Raw genomic sequence first — 14156 nt, forward strand, 5'->3', positions numbered from 1 at the left:
ATGCGGAAGTAGTTCAGTGGTAGAACATCACCTTGCCAAGGTGGGGGTCGCGAGTTCGAACCTCGTCTTCCGCTCCAATTTTATATTTTTTAATGATGGCGGCATAGCCAAGTGGTAAGGCACAGGTCTGCAACACCTCTACCACCGGTTCGAATCCGGTTGCCGCCTCCATTTTTTTATTTAATTTAACTTTTATATATGCCGGTGTGGCGGAATTGGCAGACGCGCACGACTCAAAATCGTGTTCCGTAAGGAGTGTCGGTTCGACCCCGACCACCGGTATCAAGGTTTATATAGACTCTAATCCATTGTGATTAGAGTCTTTTTTTGTCGATATTTTCGTATCTATTCCAAATGAATGGTTTGATGAGACCAAAATTTGGTAAAATAGATATAAGTTAAAAGTCGTGTGTAAGGAGATTTTAAATGGAAAAATTATTTACACTTGAAGAGCAACAGCGTAAATTTTTATTAGCACAACAATCTTTTAAAGATGGAGACTATCATATAGCAGAACCTTTGTTTCGTTTAGTTATTGAAAGCGCATTTCAACACGAGGACTATGATATGTATGTATCTGCGATGGTATGGTTAGAGCGTATTTTAATTAATACGAGCCGTATGTCTGAGGTATATCCATATATTATTTTAGTTAATCCATTAATTGAAAAATATGGCTATGAAGAAATTAAAGAACGGCATGAGTTAAGTTGTATTATCTTCAATGCATATAATCGTATAGGACAGCCACAAGAAGCATATAAAAAATTATTATGTGAAGTTTCTGCTAAGGGATATACCGATTTAATTTGTACGGTAGCGAATAATTTAATGTATTACTTTGTAGATATAGGTGAACATCAAGAGGGATTACGTCTTTATTATCAAATGAAGTCATTGTATGAAGACAACACGACAATTAGTCGAATGGCACGCTATATGTTTTGGATTTATTCGTTTGAACTTTTATATTTAAATAAAGATTATGAGGAATGCCAGCGTATTTTAATATGGCTAAAAGAACGCGACATCATCGTTGATAGCTTTTATTTTATGTATCCAATATGCCAGGCGCTGTTAGAAATGCGTATAGGATCAATTGATCAAGCACTTATTTATTTTGATGATGGACTAGCTCAAACTGTGGATTTAATGTCAATAAAGTTTGAATTAAACTTATTAATTGACGTATTAAAAGAAAATGAACGCTATAAGGATGTTATTAAATATCAATCGATTTTAATTGATTTACTAAATGAACATTATGATTTTGAAAATAGTAGTGAACGTACAACCATTATTCAAAATTTTTCACGTCAATTTTATGAATCTCAATTGTATGTCGACCAACTAACAAAAGTACAAAATCGTAATTTTTATGAAGATTTATTAAAGAAGCAGCAACAAGTAAAGAATTATACATTGTTTGTACTCGATATCGACCGTTTTAAATTAATCAATGATACGTATGGCCATGCGGTAGGTGATGAGGCGATTAAATTTGTAGCCGATCGATTAAAAAGTTGGAATCCTAAACATGATATTTCAATTGTGCGCTATGGTGGTGATGAATTTATTGGACTTATTCCATATGGCTATGAAGTGGTGGAAGAAGATATTAAGGAGCTGCATAATCTGTTAATGCAGACACCTTTTGAAGTAGCAGATATTGAAGCTTTTCCACTATCTGTTAGCATAGGAATCGCTCATACAGAAGAGAGTTATCAATTAATTGATCAGCTATTTCGTGTGGCAGATGCAGCTATCTATGAAGCAAAAGTAAGACGCGGACAGGTTGTTGTGAAAGAAATTAAATAAAAAGAGGAAGTCGTACCAAATACGATTTCCTCTTTTTTTAGTGACAAGCATTGACAAATGCTGTGAATAGGCGTTTAGAAGCTTCATCATTAAGCTCTTCAGGATGCCATTGTACACCAATGCAAAATGGATGATTTGGGTGTTCAATAGCTTCAATGACATGATCATTGGTGGTAGCGCTAATAGTTAAGGTAGACGCAACATCCTTTACTGACTGATGATGGAATGAATTGGTCATAATCGATTCAGCTTCAACAATTGTTGAAAGTTTTGTCTCTCTTACAATGTTTACGGAATGAATTTGTGTCACACGGTCGGCAGCTTGTTTATGCTGAATGGCTTGTGGTAATTGACGCGGAATATCTTGATAAAGTGTGCCACCTAGCGCGATATTTAAAATTTGCTCTCCGCGACAAATTGCGAGAAGAGGGAGCATATGTTTGATGGCCGCATGAACTACTGCAATATCGCTGTTATCGCGTGCTACATCAACATGACCCAGTCCAGGAAGTGGATCCTCGTTAAAAAACTTCGGGTGAATATCGTCGCCACCAATAACAAGCAAACCGTCTAGTCGTGATAGTACGTCGTCAATAGGCGTATTGTTTGGAATACAAAGCGGAATCCCGTCTGCTTCTAAAATAGATGTAATATAGCGATTATTAATTTGCTGCGTCCCTTTAGCAGGTTGCATCGTAACACCGATAATTGGCTTCATTTTGTCGTCCTCCATTTCCTTTTTTTAACTATAGCTTAATACTAAGAGGAAAAAAAGTGTCAGAAAGTCGCTTTTTTGATACAGTTAAAAGGGAAGTAAACGATAAAAGGAGTTTTCATTCATGAGAACAAGACCAGCACATTTACAAGAGGGCGATTTAGTAGGAATCGTCGCTTTGTCATCACCACCTAATATGGATAATTTAACGCGTGGCCTACAGTATTTAGAGGAACTTGGCTTACGTTATATTTTAGGAGAAAGCGTACAAAAGCATGTGCATTATTTAGCGGGTTCAGACCGTGATCGTGCACGTGATTTTGAAGCAATGATTGAAGATCCAGAGGTGAAAGCCATTTTCTGCGCAAGCGGTGGCTACGGGGCTGCGCGTGTCGCAGATAAAATCGACTATATGCTATTAGAAGAAAATCCAAAAATTTTCTGGGGCTTCTCTGATAGCACGTTTTTACACACAGCTATCGGTCAGCTAAGTAATTTAGTAACATTTCATGGTCCAACGATTTCAAGCATTGGTCATGAAGGCTTACCAGAACGTACTAAAATGATGTTTAAGCAATTATTTGCACCAGCAGAGATTTACTACGATAAAAATATTTCGAAGCTAACAACGATTCATGGAGGACGTGTACGCGGTGAGCTTGTTGGTGGGAATTTAACACGTATCGTTAATGGTATCGGCACGAAGTTTGAGCTTGATACGAAGGATAAAGTACTCCTAATTGAAGATATTGGCATTGAGCCAGCGCAAATCGATGAATTATTGAATCAATTGAAGCAATCGCGTAAACTAGAGCAAGCCGCCGGAATCATTATTGGTGACTTCACATTAGCAGAGCCACGCGACTATCAAGATTCACCATCAGTTGACGCGCTTTTAGATGAATATTTTGCACATATTAATAAACCCGTTGTCAGCGGCTTTAAAATTGGCCATGATGCACTAAATGTTGGCTTACCATTAGGTGTTGATGTTATTTTAGATGCGGATGAAAAGTATTTAGCTGTTTTACCAGGTGTAGAATAACGACAGCGGCTTTGACATACGTGTAAAACAAATACTCCTATGAGCATAAGAAAAACCGGAATCGCGCTGGGGCGCGGTTTCGGTTTTTTCATTGCGAACACTAAAAAAGAAAAATAAAGTGTTTTGTCCAAGCCTCTTTTTTATGTAATGAATTTGTAAAATTCTAAAAATTAGGATACCCTTAGAGAAAGATGTGATAGGGGGATGGACGCGTGATTATTCAACAAATTAAAACATTTAAAAAAGCAGTACCGCTAAATAAGCCGTTTAAAACGGCACTTCGAACAGTGACGGTAGCGGAGGCGATTTATGTCGAGGTGACGCTTGATAACGGCATGAAGGGCTACGGCGAGGCACCGCCAACACATGTTGTGACAGGGGATTCAATGGCGAGCATTCAGTTTGCGATTGAGGAAGTTTTTGCACCGCAATTAATCGGACAAGACTTACGCTATCACGATCATGTATTTAAACTTTTACATAAAGCAATGGTACGTAATACGAGTGCAAAGGCCGCAGTGGATATGGCACTTTATGATTTACTAGGAAAAGCCGCGAATATGCCACTGTATCAATTTTTAGGTGGCGCACGAAGTGAATTAAAAACGGATTTTACGGTGAGTGTCAATGAGCCAGCAGAAATGGCAGCCGATGCACAGCGCTATGTGGAAAATGGCTTTGATGTGTTAAAAATCAAAGTCGGTATTGGGAGCCCTGAGGATGACATTCGTCGTATTCAAGCGATTCGCAAAGTTGTATCCGATGATGTCGTGTTACGTCTAGATGCCAATCAGGGCTGGTCAGCGAAGGATGCTGTCCGTATTATTGGGCGCATGGAAGATTTAGACCTTGGCATTGAATTAATCGAGCAGCCAGTACCTGCACATGACATCGACGGCTTAGCCTATGTGACAAATCATACACTGACGCCGATTATGGCAGATGAGAGTATTTTTTCACTGTACGACGCACGCCGCATTATCGAAGGACGCGCAGCGGATATGTTTAATATTAAGCTGATGAAAGCGGGGGGCATTTACGAGGCGCTAAAAATTAATGCACTCGCACAGAGCTATGATATGACTTGCATGGTCGGTAGTATGATTGAGACGAAGCTTGGCGTAACCGCAGCTGCTCATTTTGCGGCAAGTCAGTCGAATATTTTATATTATGACTTTGATGCACCACTTATGTTAAAAGAAGAAACGGTCGATGGTGGCATCGTATACGATGGCAGCCGAGTGACCTTTACAGATGCACCAGGACTAGGAATTGGGGGAATCAAATCATGTCAACATTAGCAATCGTCAACGTACCCGTCGCAACACTATGGACAGCACCAGGTAAAGCCCGCGAACTAGATGCAGAGGCATTAACAAATCCACAAACATTAAATAAATGGCTAGAGAAATTACCGAAGCCAGAGCGTCTTGATTTATGTGATGGGAATCGCATTCAATCACAGGTGCTATATGGTGAATACGTTTTAATTGATGAGGAGCAGGATGGCTGGGCAAAGGTTTGTGTCGTACATCAAAAGAGTGACAAGGATGACCGTGGCTACCCAGGGTATATTCCAGTAGCACAGCTACAGGAGGCAACGGTGCAAACGAGTGAGCGCTATGTCATCGTAACAGCACCACGCGCACAGCTTTGGCAGCATGGTAAGCCAACCATTGTCGTGTCATTTAATACGATGCTACCGTATGTCGTAGAGGATGATAAGCATTTCACCGTTGAAACGCCACATGGTCTGCAGCAAATTTTAAAAGCACAATCGACCGTAACGGCATCCAATGCAGTGGGAAATCCTGGCACGATGGCACAAGCTGTACAGCATGGTCTCGCATTTTTAGACCTACCGTATTTATGGGGTGGGATGAGTTCATATGGCTATGACTGTTCAGGATTTACTTATCAAATGGCGCGTTCTGTCGGCATTTTAATGTCACGCGATGCTGATGAGCAGGCGAAAGAGGGGAAGGAAGTGAATCATCTAGATCGTTCTGAGTGGCAAGTAGGTGATGTTGTTTTCTTCTCAGATGAACCAGGTGTAAAACCGGTGCGTCACGTCGCTTTCTACTTTGGGGATGGTCAAATTCTTCATTCCCACTCAACAGGACTGCCGGTTGAAATTCTCGCACTTGAAGGCTCTAAATTAGATAAAGAAGTATGCGCAGTGCGTCGCTTCTAACTAAAAAAGGATGGCTACTCCAAAGCGGAGTGCCATCCTTTTTTTCATTGGACTGCTGAAAAGATTACACAAATTGTAAACATGCCCATGTCCTCGGTTGGTTAGTGGTCATTGGTCACGTTGTAACTGGGAAAGAGTTATTGGTTTGCATAGTCACCTAGAAAGGTTTGAAAAGCAGTCACAATGCCTCGACAAGGAGTCTCACCTTATCGAAGATTAGAAATATTTATCCTCATCAAAATCAAGCTCGATTTGATAGTTTTTCGCATTTACTGAATTTGATAATTTATGAGCATTGCGCTCGAAAGTTAGTGCCTTCACACGGTACTCCTCTGGGTCAAATAACGCCACTGTATAAATCGGAAGTTCGTCGCTCATATAATCAAGCTCACGTTTTTCAGCGTGCGATAAATTTTTATAAATTTCAGCATGAGCTCGGAACTGTGTTGCGAGCTCAATCGCCTCTACAAGCTTTAATGCCTTCCCGTCAAAGTTAATCGTATGATAGCTGTTCGCCTCATAAATTAAACGGTCAAGTGTACGATTGTCTGCACGTACGTCTAGTAGCTCCGCATCAACGACTTCAAGTGCGCGCGCTGGCTTTTCAGGCGCCGCATCGCCTTCTACTTTCGTATAAGCAACACGATACATTTCAAGCTCAAGCTCTTGAATACGTTTGCGTAAAATACTCTTCAATTTTACTGCCTCTGCTAATGTGATGTTTGCCATTTTAAGTCCCCCTATACAGTAGTGGATGCATGGTCCGCATCCAAAACGGTCTTTTCATATTCCCCACCGTTAATTTGCGTAAACATATGTCCAGCCGCCGTTAATAGCTTATCTGCCTCTTCTGTCGACATAGATGGACGTAAATAAAAGATTTGTAAGACGTCCGTTGCGTGCTCATTCACTGCAGTACGTGCAGAATCGACGTATGGGCTACCAAATGCCCCTGTCGCATCTTTTGCGTAAGCAATCGCATCAAGTGTCGTGAACCGGCCGTTAAGTGCGTCATAGCCCGTTTCTTTCGTTCCTAGTGCTACCGTAATAGCACCGTCTAATTTTGCCACGTCGTAGCTACCGACAGGAATTTCATATTGTAGCGAGAAGAAATTATTTAAATCCACTACTGAATTGACTGGTTGTAAATAATCACCTTTTGCAATGCGGCGTAACATTGCTTCTGTCGAATGACGATAGCGGCTAGGACTTGCGCCAAGTTTTTTCCAGACGTCTCGCCATTCACTAACACCAGCGCGCTCTGTCACAGGGGCATCTTGTAAGTCAAAGTACAAGCTTTCCTGATACAATCTTGTACGTCCGAGAATCATTTGAGGCGATTCTCCCGCTGTAATTTTGGTATAATGTATAATGCCGATTTTAAATTCGGGAATGATTGTCGTTAACGAAGAATCTAAATGAATATGCATCGGATCACCTTTTTCCACGTATTTTATGAAATTGTAACATAGAAGGAGTACACGACGAAATGAATGTACTTACATTACAGCAGGAGCTACGCGATTTTGCGGCATCCATTGGGGTCGATAAAATTGGTTTTACGACGGCTGCACCGTTCGTCGATTTAAAGCATTTGCTGAAGCAACAGCAGGAATTAAACTATCAGTCAGGTTTTGAGGAAGAAAATATTGAGTTACGTACAGAGCCGACGTTACTACTAGAAGAAGCCGCGAGCATTATTGCGATTGCGGTAGCGTATCCATCCCGTATGGAAAATGCACCAACAGGGAAAAAAGGCGCTCGTCGTGGTATTTTTTGCCGCGCTTCATGGGGAACAGATTATCATACCGTTTTACGCGAGAAGTTGAAGGAAATTGAAGGCTTTTTAGTTGAGCGCGTGCCAGGCATTAAATTTCGCTCGATGGTCGATACGGGTGAGCTTGTAGACCGTGCAGTCGCAGAGCGCGCAGGGATTGGCTGGAGCGGTAAAAACTGCTCGATTATCACGCCAGAATTTGGTTCGTATGTCTATCTCGGTGAAATGATTACGAATATTCCCTTTGCGCCAGACGAAGCCATTGAGGACCAATGCGGTGAGTGTACGCTGTGCATCGATGTCTGTCCAACAGGTGCTATCGTGCAGGGCGGCCAGCTTGATTCCAATCGCTGCGTCGCATTTCAGACGCAAACGAAGGGGTTTTTACCAGATGAATTCCGTGAGAAAATCGGAAATCGAATTTATGGCTGTGATACGTGTCAGACAGTTTGTCCAAAAAATAAGGGCAAGAAAAACTGGCTACATGCGGCCTTTGAGCCAGAGCCAGAGCTTGCGAAGCCACTTCTAGCACCATTATTATCAATGACGAATAAGGAATTTAAATCGCAGTTTGGACATATGTCTGGCTCATGGCGTGGCAAAAAGCCGATTCAGCGTAATGCGATTATTGCACTCGTACATTTCAAGGAAGAAGATGCTATGCCACAACTCATTGAGCTATTAACAAAAGATGAACGTCCGATGATTCGAGGAACTGCAGCCTGGGCAATCGGTAAAATTGCTGCAGCAGAAGCAGAAGAAGTGTTGCTGGCTGCATTACAGCTTGAGCAAGACCCAGATGTGTTAAATGAAATCGACAAAGGCTTAACTTTGTTAAAAAATTAGAAGGAAGTTAGAAAAATGTCTTTAAATATTGTATTATACCAACCAGAAATTCCTGCCAATACAGGAAATATTGCACGTACATGTGCCGCTACAAATGTAAGCCTACATTTAATTCGTCCATTAGGCTTTTCAACAGATGATAAAATGCTAAAACGTGCAGGCCTTGATTATTGGTCAAGCGTCGACATTACGTACTATGATAATGTCGAAGAGTTTTTTGAAAAAACAGCAGGTGGCATGCATTACTTTATCGAAACATTCGGTACGAAAATGTATTCAGAGTTTGATTATTCAAATGTAGAAGAAGACATTTACTTTATGTTTGGTAAAGAAACAACCGGTATTCCACGCGAATTAATCGCTGAACGTACGGATATGTGCCTACGTATTCCACAAAGTGAAAATGTTCGTTCAATGAACTTATCTAATACCGCTGCAATCGTTATTTTCGAAGCATTACGTCAACGTGATTTCCCAAATATGATTAAATAAAATGGTAGAGCCTCGCATTTGTGGGGCTTTTTTTATACTTAAAATGGGTATAGATAAGTAAATACATTTGAGGGGGAATGTCGCATGAAAGAGCGTGAAAGTGGCAATATGGCGAATGACATGGAAGAAGTTGAAGAGCTAGGAAAACAAATGGAACAGGTGAGTGAGCAGGCGGAGGAAGCACGCGAGGAAGGCTTGCAGCAAGATCCTGCACAATAAAAAGGGAGACGCCCGGATATGGGTGCCTCCTTTTTTTACGGTTTAAGTGCGGTGATTAAAGCCTCACAAGTCGTTTGGTCAATTTCATAATATGTATCAGGGTCACTGCCAATACTAAGGTAGCCCTCTTTATAAACAGTAACTAATTCAGAGCCACCAGAGCCACCAAGTTTAAAGGATGTACCAGATGTTACATCCGGGTTGCGTAATACTTTCTTTGCTTCTACCATTTTTAAGAGCGTAAGAATGGTATCCGACTGCTTTGTAGATACCGTATTGATTTTATCGTCATCTGTTAGCACATGAGAGACCTTCACTTTTGAAAAATTGACATCTGATAAAATATCTTTTTCAAAGGCGACGGTTTTTGGCATAAACACACTATAGGCAATCGCCGCAATTAAAATGACCGCTAGTAGCAGTATAATTTTCTTCATTATTAAACCTCCTTTATTTTCCATATTACCATAAAAAAAGAAGGATTCCTGTTTTTGTAATAGGAATCCTTCTTTAAATGTTTAATATCTTATAAAAATACTAATTGGACAATGAATAATATAGCGAATAAGTAAAGTAGTGGGTGAACTTTTTTCCATTCACCTTTTGCGATTTTTAAGATTGGGTAGGCAATGAAACCAAATGCGATACCTGTAGAAATACTAGATGTTAAAGGCATGATTAACATTACTAGGAATACTGGTAATGTTTCGTCCATTGATGACCAGTCAACATCTTTAATTGAGCTAATCATTAACGCACCAACGATAACTAATACAGGAGACGTAATAGCAGCAACGCCTGAAACAGCACCTACTAATGGACCGAAGAGTGAGGCAACGATGAATAAAACAGCAACGGTTACAGCTGTAAGACCCGTACGGCCACCAGCAGCAACACCAGCAGAAGATTCAACGAACGCAGCATTTGGGCTTGTACCAAACATTGCACCAACTGTTGTAGCGATTGAGTCACCTAATAATGCTTTACGTGCACGAGGCAACTTGCCATCTTCTTTTAATAAGCCAGCTTGTTTTGCGACACCGACCATTGTACCTGTTGTATCAAATAATGTAACTAAGATGAATGAGAATACAACGCCATATAGGCTGTATTCGATAATTTCACCAAATGCTTCAATTGGGTTCCACATTAAAATACCTTCTGGTAAATGTGGTGCTGCAATAATTTTCTCTGGCATGTGTAGCATACCTGTGAAGTACGCGATAATACCTGTTACGAGCATACCGACGAAAATTGCGCCCGGCACACGGCGTACCATTAAAATAACGGTAAATAATAAGCCAAAGAATGTTAATAAGACGCTAGGAGATGTTAAGTCACCTAATGTAAGTAGGTTCGTGTCTTTACTTGCGATAATAACGCCTGCAGAGCGAAGACCTAAGAATGCGATAAATAAACCGATACCTGCTGTAATTGAATATTTTAAGTTGTTCGGAATCGCATCGATTAATTTTTCACGGAACGGTGTTAATGAAAGAATAACGAAAATAATACCGGCTACAAAGACAGAAGCGAATGCCGTCATATAGCTGATTTCGCCTTTTGATGCAAGCACGACAGAGAATGTAAAGAAAGCATTTAACCCCATACCTGGTGCGATTGCGATTGGATAGTTGGCAACAAGCCCCATCCATAATGTACCGATAACAGTTGAAATAATTGTTGCAATAAATACTTGATCACTTGGAACGCCAGCTTGTGCTAAAATCGCTGGATTAATGATGATGATATATACCATTGTTAAGAATGTTGTAATCCCTGCAAGGACTTCACGCTTAACTGTTGTGTTATTTTTTTCTAAGTGGAACAATGGAAACTTCCTTTCTAAATACGAACATTAAAAAAGCCAAATATAATAATATTCGTTTATGACGTAAAAAGCAATGGTTTTAATTGTAATTTAAGTTTTCAGGCAATAATTCGCAAGTAATTAGAAGGATTCGCTATAATAAAAAAAAGGAGTGATGGAAATGTTCACAATTGATTCAACAAAAACATTAGTAAATGGCGTCGATATGCCGCGTTTTGGTCTAGGTGTCTATAAAATGACCGATAAGGACGAGGCAATCGAGGCGATGGTAACGGCGCTTCAGGCAGGATATCGCGCAATTGATACGGCTTCATTTTATGATAATGAGGTTGAAGTTGGCGAGGCTGTACGTCAATCAGGTGTCGCACGCGACAAAATTTTTATTACATCAAAGGTTTGGAACAATGACCAGGGATACGATGAAACGCTGCGTGCATTTGAAGTATCGTTGAAAAATTTAAATATGGATTATATGGATTTATATTTAACCCATTGGCCAAAGCCGGACACGTATAAGGACACATATCGTGCGATTGAGCGTTTATATGATGAAAAGCTTATTCGTGCAACAGGGGTATCAAATCATGAGGCACATAATTTGGAGGCATTATTTGCGCAAGCGAATGTACAGCCCATGGTCAATCAAATCGAATGCCATCCATACTTATCACAAAAAGCATTACAGCAATTTTGCGCCGAGCATCAAATTGCAGTGACAGCATGGTCGCCACTTGGCCGCGGGCGGGCACTACAGGATCCAACGATTTTAAACATAGCAGCGCGCTACAATAAATCAGCGGCGCAAATTGTGATTCGCTGGCATCTACAAAATGACACACTGATCATTCCAAAATCGGTGACACCAAGTCGCATTCGTGCCAACGCGGAGGTATTTGATTTTGAATTAACTAAAGAAGATATGGCATTAATGGATTCACTTAATAAAGATGAGCGTACAGGGAATCATCCAGATTTATTCCCATACGATGACCCAAAATACAATCGTTAACGAAAAAACACTTCCATGAGTTAGGCGGAAGTGTTTTTTGTATAGATTAGAAAAAATGCGTGATAATAAAAAATAAGGGCGGTACGAGTAGGGCAGGAAGCATATTGAGCGATTTAAAACTTTTAATGCCGAGAATACTAAGGCCAGAAGCTAAAATCAAAATTCCGCCAATAATTGAAATCTCCGTCAGTAAATGTGCTGACATGAAATCGTTTAAATAAATAGCTAATAAATAAAATGAGCCTTGCCATACAAATAGTACAACTGCCGCAAAGGCAATGCCAATACCAAATGTAGAGGCCAAAACAATCGATGTTACAAAATCTAAAATAGCATTCGTAAATAAATATGTATAGTCACCATGAAGTGCGCTATTAATCGGTCCTAAAATCGATAAGGTTCCAATGCAAAACAGTAAAATGGCGGTTGATAACCCCTTCGCTAAATCCCTTTTTGAAAATCTACCGACAAGCTTATTAAACTGTGTTTCAATATCAATCATTTCGCCAATGAGTCCACCGATTGCGAGGCTTACGATAAATAGTACAGGGAAATCGCTCTTTGGCATATACTGTACAATCGCATTAATACCAAGTGCCACTGCCGCAAAGCCCATCGCCTGCATCAAAATCTCCTGATAGCGTTCCTTGATACCTTTTTTCAGGAAACTTCCTATTAAACTTCCGACAATAATCGTCAAACAGTTAAAAATCGTTCCAATCATCCAATCCCTCCAATTCGTTTAGTATAACAAAAAAGAGACAGGGACTCCTAGCTCTATTCAATTAGCGGCTTGCAACAGAAAAAGAAGAAATCACACTAGAAAATGAGATAAAGAAAAAGACATGTTCCTTCAATTGAATTTGACAGACGCTTTCCTTTAGCATGGCGGAAGCCTCCTCGTTCGCAAGCTCACTGTGGGGTCTTTCGCTCATGCTATTCTCCTAGGAGTCGCCGTCAAATTCTTTTTTTGGTATACAACTAGGATTTGATTTTACCGAAATTCGAGTATAGTCGTTGAGCTATTATTTCGTTCACTGGTATGGTTGCGCACTTTATCTTAATGGCTTTCAATTTTGTTCCGTGTGAATACGCGTGTTTTTGCTCAACAAAAAAACACCTCCAACGATTTTTCTCATTGAAAGTGTCCTTTTCTTTTTAGGTCAGTTTATTTTTATGAATTTTCCATTGTTTTGAAAAATTCAGTGAAACCTTCAGCTGTTTGTTCGCCGATGACACGTCCAACTTCTTTGCCGTCTTTAAAGTAGACAAGTGTTGGTGTGGCATTGATCGCGTAGTCTGTCCAGCCTTCTTCAAACTCTAAAACATTGTATTGATAAATATGCACATCCGCTTTATCCGCTGCAGGCATTAGGATTGGTGTTGTTGCCACGCAGTGAGAGCAAGTTGGGCTGAAGAAGTATGCGAATGTTTCTTTCCCCGCATCGATTCGTTTCTTTAAATCATCCGGTAAGATGATGTTTTGATAATTTTTATCGTCTAATTGATCGATTGTTGCTTGTGTTTTCGGTTTGTAGTCACCATATAAGCCATGTGTATCGGTATCACCTGTTGCTTTTTCGCCAGTTGTTTGGTTAGCGGCACTCGTTGAATTTTCAATTTTTGTTTCGTTTTGCGATTTGTTAATGAAGTAAATCGCTGTAAAACCAAGTACAACAACAATTGTGATAATTAATAAAAGCGTTAAGCGATTGTCTTTTTTCTGTGCGGCTGTTTTTTTCGCCATGAGTTAGTGTGCTCCTTTTTTCAGTTGTTTTAACATGTAAAAACTTGTAACCGCAATTAAAATAAAAGCGGTTAACGATAGGAATGGAATCGTAATGAAGCCAAGCCAGTTAATATATTGACCAGTGCAAGGGACAAGTCCGCAAGAAGCGGCATTGTCTTGTAAGTATGGAATCTTTTGTATACCATAGTGATAGAGCGCAATACAGACGCCGATTACGGAAAAAATTGCGCTTGTGGTCGCAATTTTTACATTGCGTTGTATGTATGCGATACCCAAAATTAGTACAAGTGGATACATAAAAATTCGTTGGAACCAACAAAATTTACAAGGCTCATATAGTTGCACCTCAGAAAAGTACAGTGAACCGAGCGTCGCAACTAGTGAAACGGTCCACATAAATAGTAGTGCATTTTCGAGTTTTCGTTGCATGAAAATTCTCCTAATTTTAGTCTATTTCTTA

16 protein-coding genes and 3 tRNA genes are annotated in these 14156 nt (G+C 40.1%); 11 read left to right on the forward strand and 8 right to left on the reverse strand.

What is annotated here, in order from left to right:
- The first annotated feature begins 2 nt into the window (after positions 1–2).
- The 4 genes from KTHG_RS16690 (at position 3) to KTHG_RS16705 (ending at position 1818) form a co-directional block, all read left to right on the forward strand.
- Positions 3–77, forward strand: a tRNA-Gly gene (locus KTHG_RS16690).
- A gap of 20 nt (positions 78–97) precedes the next feature.
- Positions 98–171, forward strand: a tRNA-Cys gene (locus tag KTHG_RS16695).
- A 29-nt stretch (positions 172–200) separates the two neighbouring features.
- A tRNA-Leu gene (locus tag KTHG_RS16700) sits at positions 201–282 on the forward strand.
- Positions 283–426: 144 nt separating this feature from the next.
- Positions 427–1818: a GGDEF domain-containing protein gene (locus tag KTHG_RS16705; RefSeq protein WP_139995408.1), complete on the forward strand. Its 1392-nt coding sequence runs from the start codon at positions 427–429 to the stop codon at positions 1816–1818.
- 37 nt (positions 1819–1855) lie between these two features.
- Here KTHG_RS16705 and KTHG_RS16710 read toward each other — a convergent pair whose 3' ends face one another.
- Positions 1856–2536: a gamma-glutamyl-gamma-aminobutyrate hydrolase family protein gene (locus tag KTHG_RS16710; RefSeq protein ID WP_139995410.1), complete on the reverse strand. Its 681-nt coding sequence runs from the start codon at positions 2534–2536 to the stop codon at positions 1856–1858.
- Positions 2537–2657: 121 nt separating this feature from the next.
- On the opposite strand from KTHG_RS16710, the gene KTHG_RS16715 reads away from it, so the two are divergent.
- From KTHG_RS16715 to KTHG_RS16725, 3 genes are all read left to right on the forward strand, one after another.
- Positions 2658–3578: a S66 peptidase family protein gene (locus KTHG_RS16715; RefSeq protein ID WP_126991182.1), complete on the forward strand. Its 921-nt coding sequence runs from the start codon at positions 2658–2660 to the stop codon at positions 3576–3578.
- Between the two features lie 212 nt (positions 3579–3790).
- On the forward strand, positions 3791–4879 hold the full coding sequence (locus KTHG_RS16720) for a mandelate racemase/muconate lactonizing enzyme family protein (RefSeq protein ID WP_139995412.1): 1089 nt from the start codon (positions 3791–3793) through the stop codon (positions 4877–4879).
- Positions 4867–5772, forward strand: a complete 906-nt coding sequence (locus KTHG_RS16725; protein ID WP_126991184.1) for a C40 family peptidase — start codon at positions 4867–4869, stop codon at positions 5770–5772. Before KTHG_RS16720 ends, KTHG_RS16725 begins: the two co-directional genes overlap by 13 nt.
- Before the next feature lie 216 nt (positions 5773–5988).
- Here KTHG_RS16725 and KTHG_RS16730 read toward each other — a convergent pair whose 3' ends face one another.
- Positions 5989–6501: a hypothetical protein gene (locus tag KTHG_RS16730; protein WP_126991185.1), complete on the reverse strand. Its 513-nt coding sequence runs from the start codon at positions 6499–6501 to the stop codon at positions 5989–5991.
- An 11-nt stretch (positions 6502–6512) separates the two neighbouring features.
- Positions 6513–7202, reverse strand: a complete 690-nt coding sequence (locus tag KTHG_RS16735) for a B3/B4 domain-containing protein (protein ID WP_126991186.1) — start codon at positions 7200–7202, stop codon at positions 6513–6515.
- Between the two features lie 59 nt (positions 7203–7261).
- Here KTHG_RS16735 and queG point away from each other — a divergent pair, with 59 nt between their 5' ends.
- The 3 genes from queG to KTHG_RS21970 all read left to right on the forward strand — a co-directional run bounded on the left by queG (position 7262) and on the right by KTHG_RS21970 (position 9106).
- Entirely contained in the window at positions 7262–8395 is a 1134-nt protein-coding gene (queG, locus tag KTHG_RS16740; protein ID WP_139995414.1) for a tRNA epoxyqueuosine(34) reductase QueG, read from the forward strand.
- 15 nt (positions 8396–8410) lie between these two features.
- Positions 8411–8887 carry a tRNA (uridine(34)/cytosine(34)/5-carboxymethylaminomethyluridine(34)-2'-O)-methyltransferase TrmL gene (gene trmL, locus KTHG_RS16745; RefSeq protein WP_126991188.1) on the forward strand — a complete coding sequence of 159 codons (477 nt, stop codon included), beginning with the start codon at positions 8411–8413 and terminating at the stop codon, positions 8885–8887.
- A gap of 84 nt (positions 8888–8971) precedes the next feature.
- On the forward strand, positions 8972–9106 hold the full coding sequence (locus tag KTHG_RS21970; RefSeq protein WP_255411574.1) for a hypothetical protein: 135 nt from the start codon (positions 8972–8974) through the stop codon (positions 9104–9106).
- A 35-nt stretch (positions 9107–9141) separates the two neighbouring features.
- On the opposite strand, the gene KTHG_RS16750 is transcribed toward KTHG_RS21970, so the two are convergent.
- Positions 9142–9543 carry a hypothetical protein gene (locus KTHG_RS16750; RefSeq protein ID WP_139995416.1) on the reverse strand — a complete coding sequence of 134 codons (402 nt, stop codon included), beginning with the start codon at positions 9541–9543 and terminating at the stop codon, positions 9142–9144.
- A gap of 89 nt (positions 9544–9632) precedes the next feature.
- Positions 9633–10937 (reverse strand): NCS2 family permease, encoded by a 1305-nt coding sequence (locus KTHG_RS16755; RefSeq protein ID WP_126991190.1) that lies wholly within the window; start codon positions 10935–10937, stop codon positions 9633–9635.
- A gap of 160 nt (positions 10938–11097) precedes the next feature.
- Between KTHG_RS16755 and KTHG_RS16760 the strand changes: the two genes are divergently transcribed.
- Positions 11098–11946 carry an aldo/keto reductase gene (locus tag KTHG_RS16760; protein WP_139995418.1) on the forward strand — a complete coding sequence of 283 codons (849 nt, stop codon included), beginning with the start codon at positions 11098–11100 and terminating at the stop codon, positions 11944–11946.
- Between the two features lie 46 nt (positions 11947–11992).
- Here KTHG_RS16760 and KTHG_RS16765 read toward each other — a convergent pair whose 3' ends face one another.
- The 3 genes from KTHG_RS16765 to KTHG_RS16775 all read right to left on the reverse strand — a co-directional run bounded on the left by KTHG_RS16765 (position 11993) and on the right by KTHG_RS16775 (position 14125).
- Positions 11993–12670 carry a DUF554 domain-containing protein gene (locus KTHG_RS16765; protein ID WP_139995420.1) on the reverse strand — a complete coding sequence of 226 codons (678 nt, stop codon included), beginning with the start codon at positions 12668–12670 and terminating at the stop codon, positions 11993–11995.
- A gap of 450 nt (positions 12671–13120) precedes the next feature.
- Positions 13121–13693, reverse strand: a complete 573-nt coding sequence (locus tag KTHG_RS16770) for a thioredoxin family protein (protein WP_139995422.1) — start codon at positions 13691–13693, stop codon at positions 13121–13123.
- A gap of 3 nt (positions 13694–13696) precedes the next feature.
- A complete protein-coding gene (locus KTHG_RS16775; RefSeq protein WP_139995424.1) occupies positions 13697–14125 on the reverse strand; it encodes a disulfide oxidoreductase in 429 nt (142 codons plus the stop codon).
- Positions 14126–14156: the final 31 nt, after the last annotated feature.

It is taken from the genome of Kurthia sp. Dielmo (genome assembly GCF_000307285.2).
In the GTDB taxonomy this organism is placed as follows: Bacteria; Bacillota; Bacilli; order Bacillales_A; family Planococcaceae; genus Kurthia; species Kurthia populi.

Excerpts from the sequence above, each read along its gene's own strand:
- KTHG_RS16705 (WP_139995408.1), top strand. The coding sequence starts at position 427 with ATGGAAAAATTATTTACACTTGAAGAGCAACAGCGTAAATTTTTATTA.
- KTHG_RS16710 (WP_139995410.1), bottom strand. The coding sequence starts at position 2,536 with ATGAAGCCAATTATCGGTGTTACGATGCAACCTGCTAAAGGGACGCAG.
- KTHG_RS16715 (WP_126991182.1), top strand. The coding sequence starts at position 2,658 with ATGAGAACAAGACCAGCACATTTACAAGAGGGCGATTTAGTAGGAATC.
- KTHG_RS16725 (WP_126991184.1), top strand. The coding sequence starts at position 4,867 with ATGTCAACATTAGCAATCGTCAACGTACCCGTCGCAACACTATGGACA.
- KTHG_RS16730 (WP_126991185.1), bottom strand. The coding sequence starts at position 6,501 with ATGGCAAACATCACATTAGCAGAGGCAGTAAAATTGAAGAGTATTTTA.
- KTHG_RS16735 (WP_126991186.1), bottom strand. The coding sequence starts at position 7,202 with ATGCATATTCATTTAGATTCTTCGTTAACGACAATCATTCCCGAATTT.
- queG (WP_139995414.1), top strand. The coding sequence starts at position 7,262 with ATGAATGTACTTACATTACAGCAGGAGCTACGCGATTTTGCGGCATCC.
- trmL (WP_126991188.1), top strand. The coding sequence starts at position 8,411 with ATGTCTTTAAATATTGTATTATACCAACCAGAAATTCCTGCCAATACA.
- KTHG_RS21970 (WP_255411574.1), top strand. The coding sequence starts at position 8,972 with ATGAAAGAGCGTGAAAGTGGCAATATGGCGAATGACATGGAAGAAGTT.
- KTHG_RS16750 (WP_139995416.1), bottom strand. The coding sequence starts at position 9,543 with ATGAAGAAAATTATACTGCTACTAGCGGTCATTTTAATTGCGGCGATT.
- KTHG_RS16760 (WP_139995418.1), top strand. The coding sequence starts at position 11,098 with ATGTTCACAATTGATTCAACAAAAACATTAGTAAATGGCGTCGATATG.
- KTHG_RS16765 (WP_139995420.1), bottom strand. The coding sequence starts at position 12,670 with ATGATTGGAACGATTTTTAACTGTTTGACGATTATTGTCGGAAGTTTA.
- KTHG_RS16770 (WP_139995422.1), bottom strand. The coding sequence starts at position 13,693 with ATGGCGAAAAAAACAGCCGCACAGAAAAAAGACAATCGCTTAACGCTT.
- KTHG_RS16775 (WP_139995424.1), bottom strand. The coding sequence starts at position 14,125 with ATGCAACGAAAACTCGAAAATGCACTACTATTTATGTGGACCGTTTCA.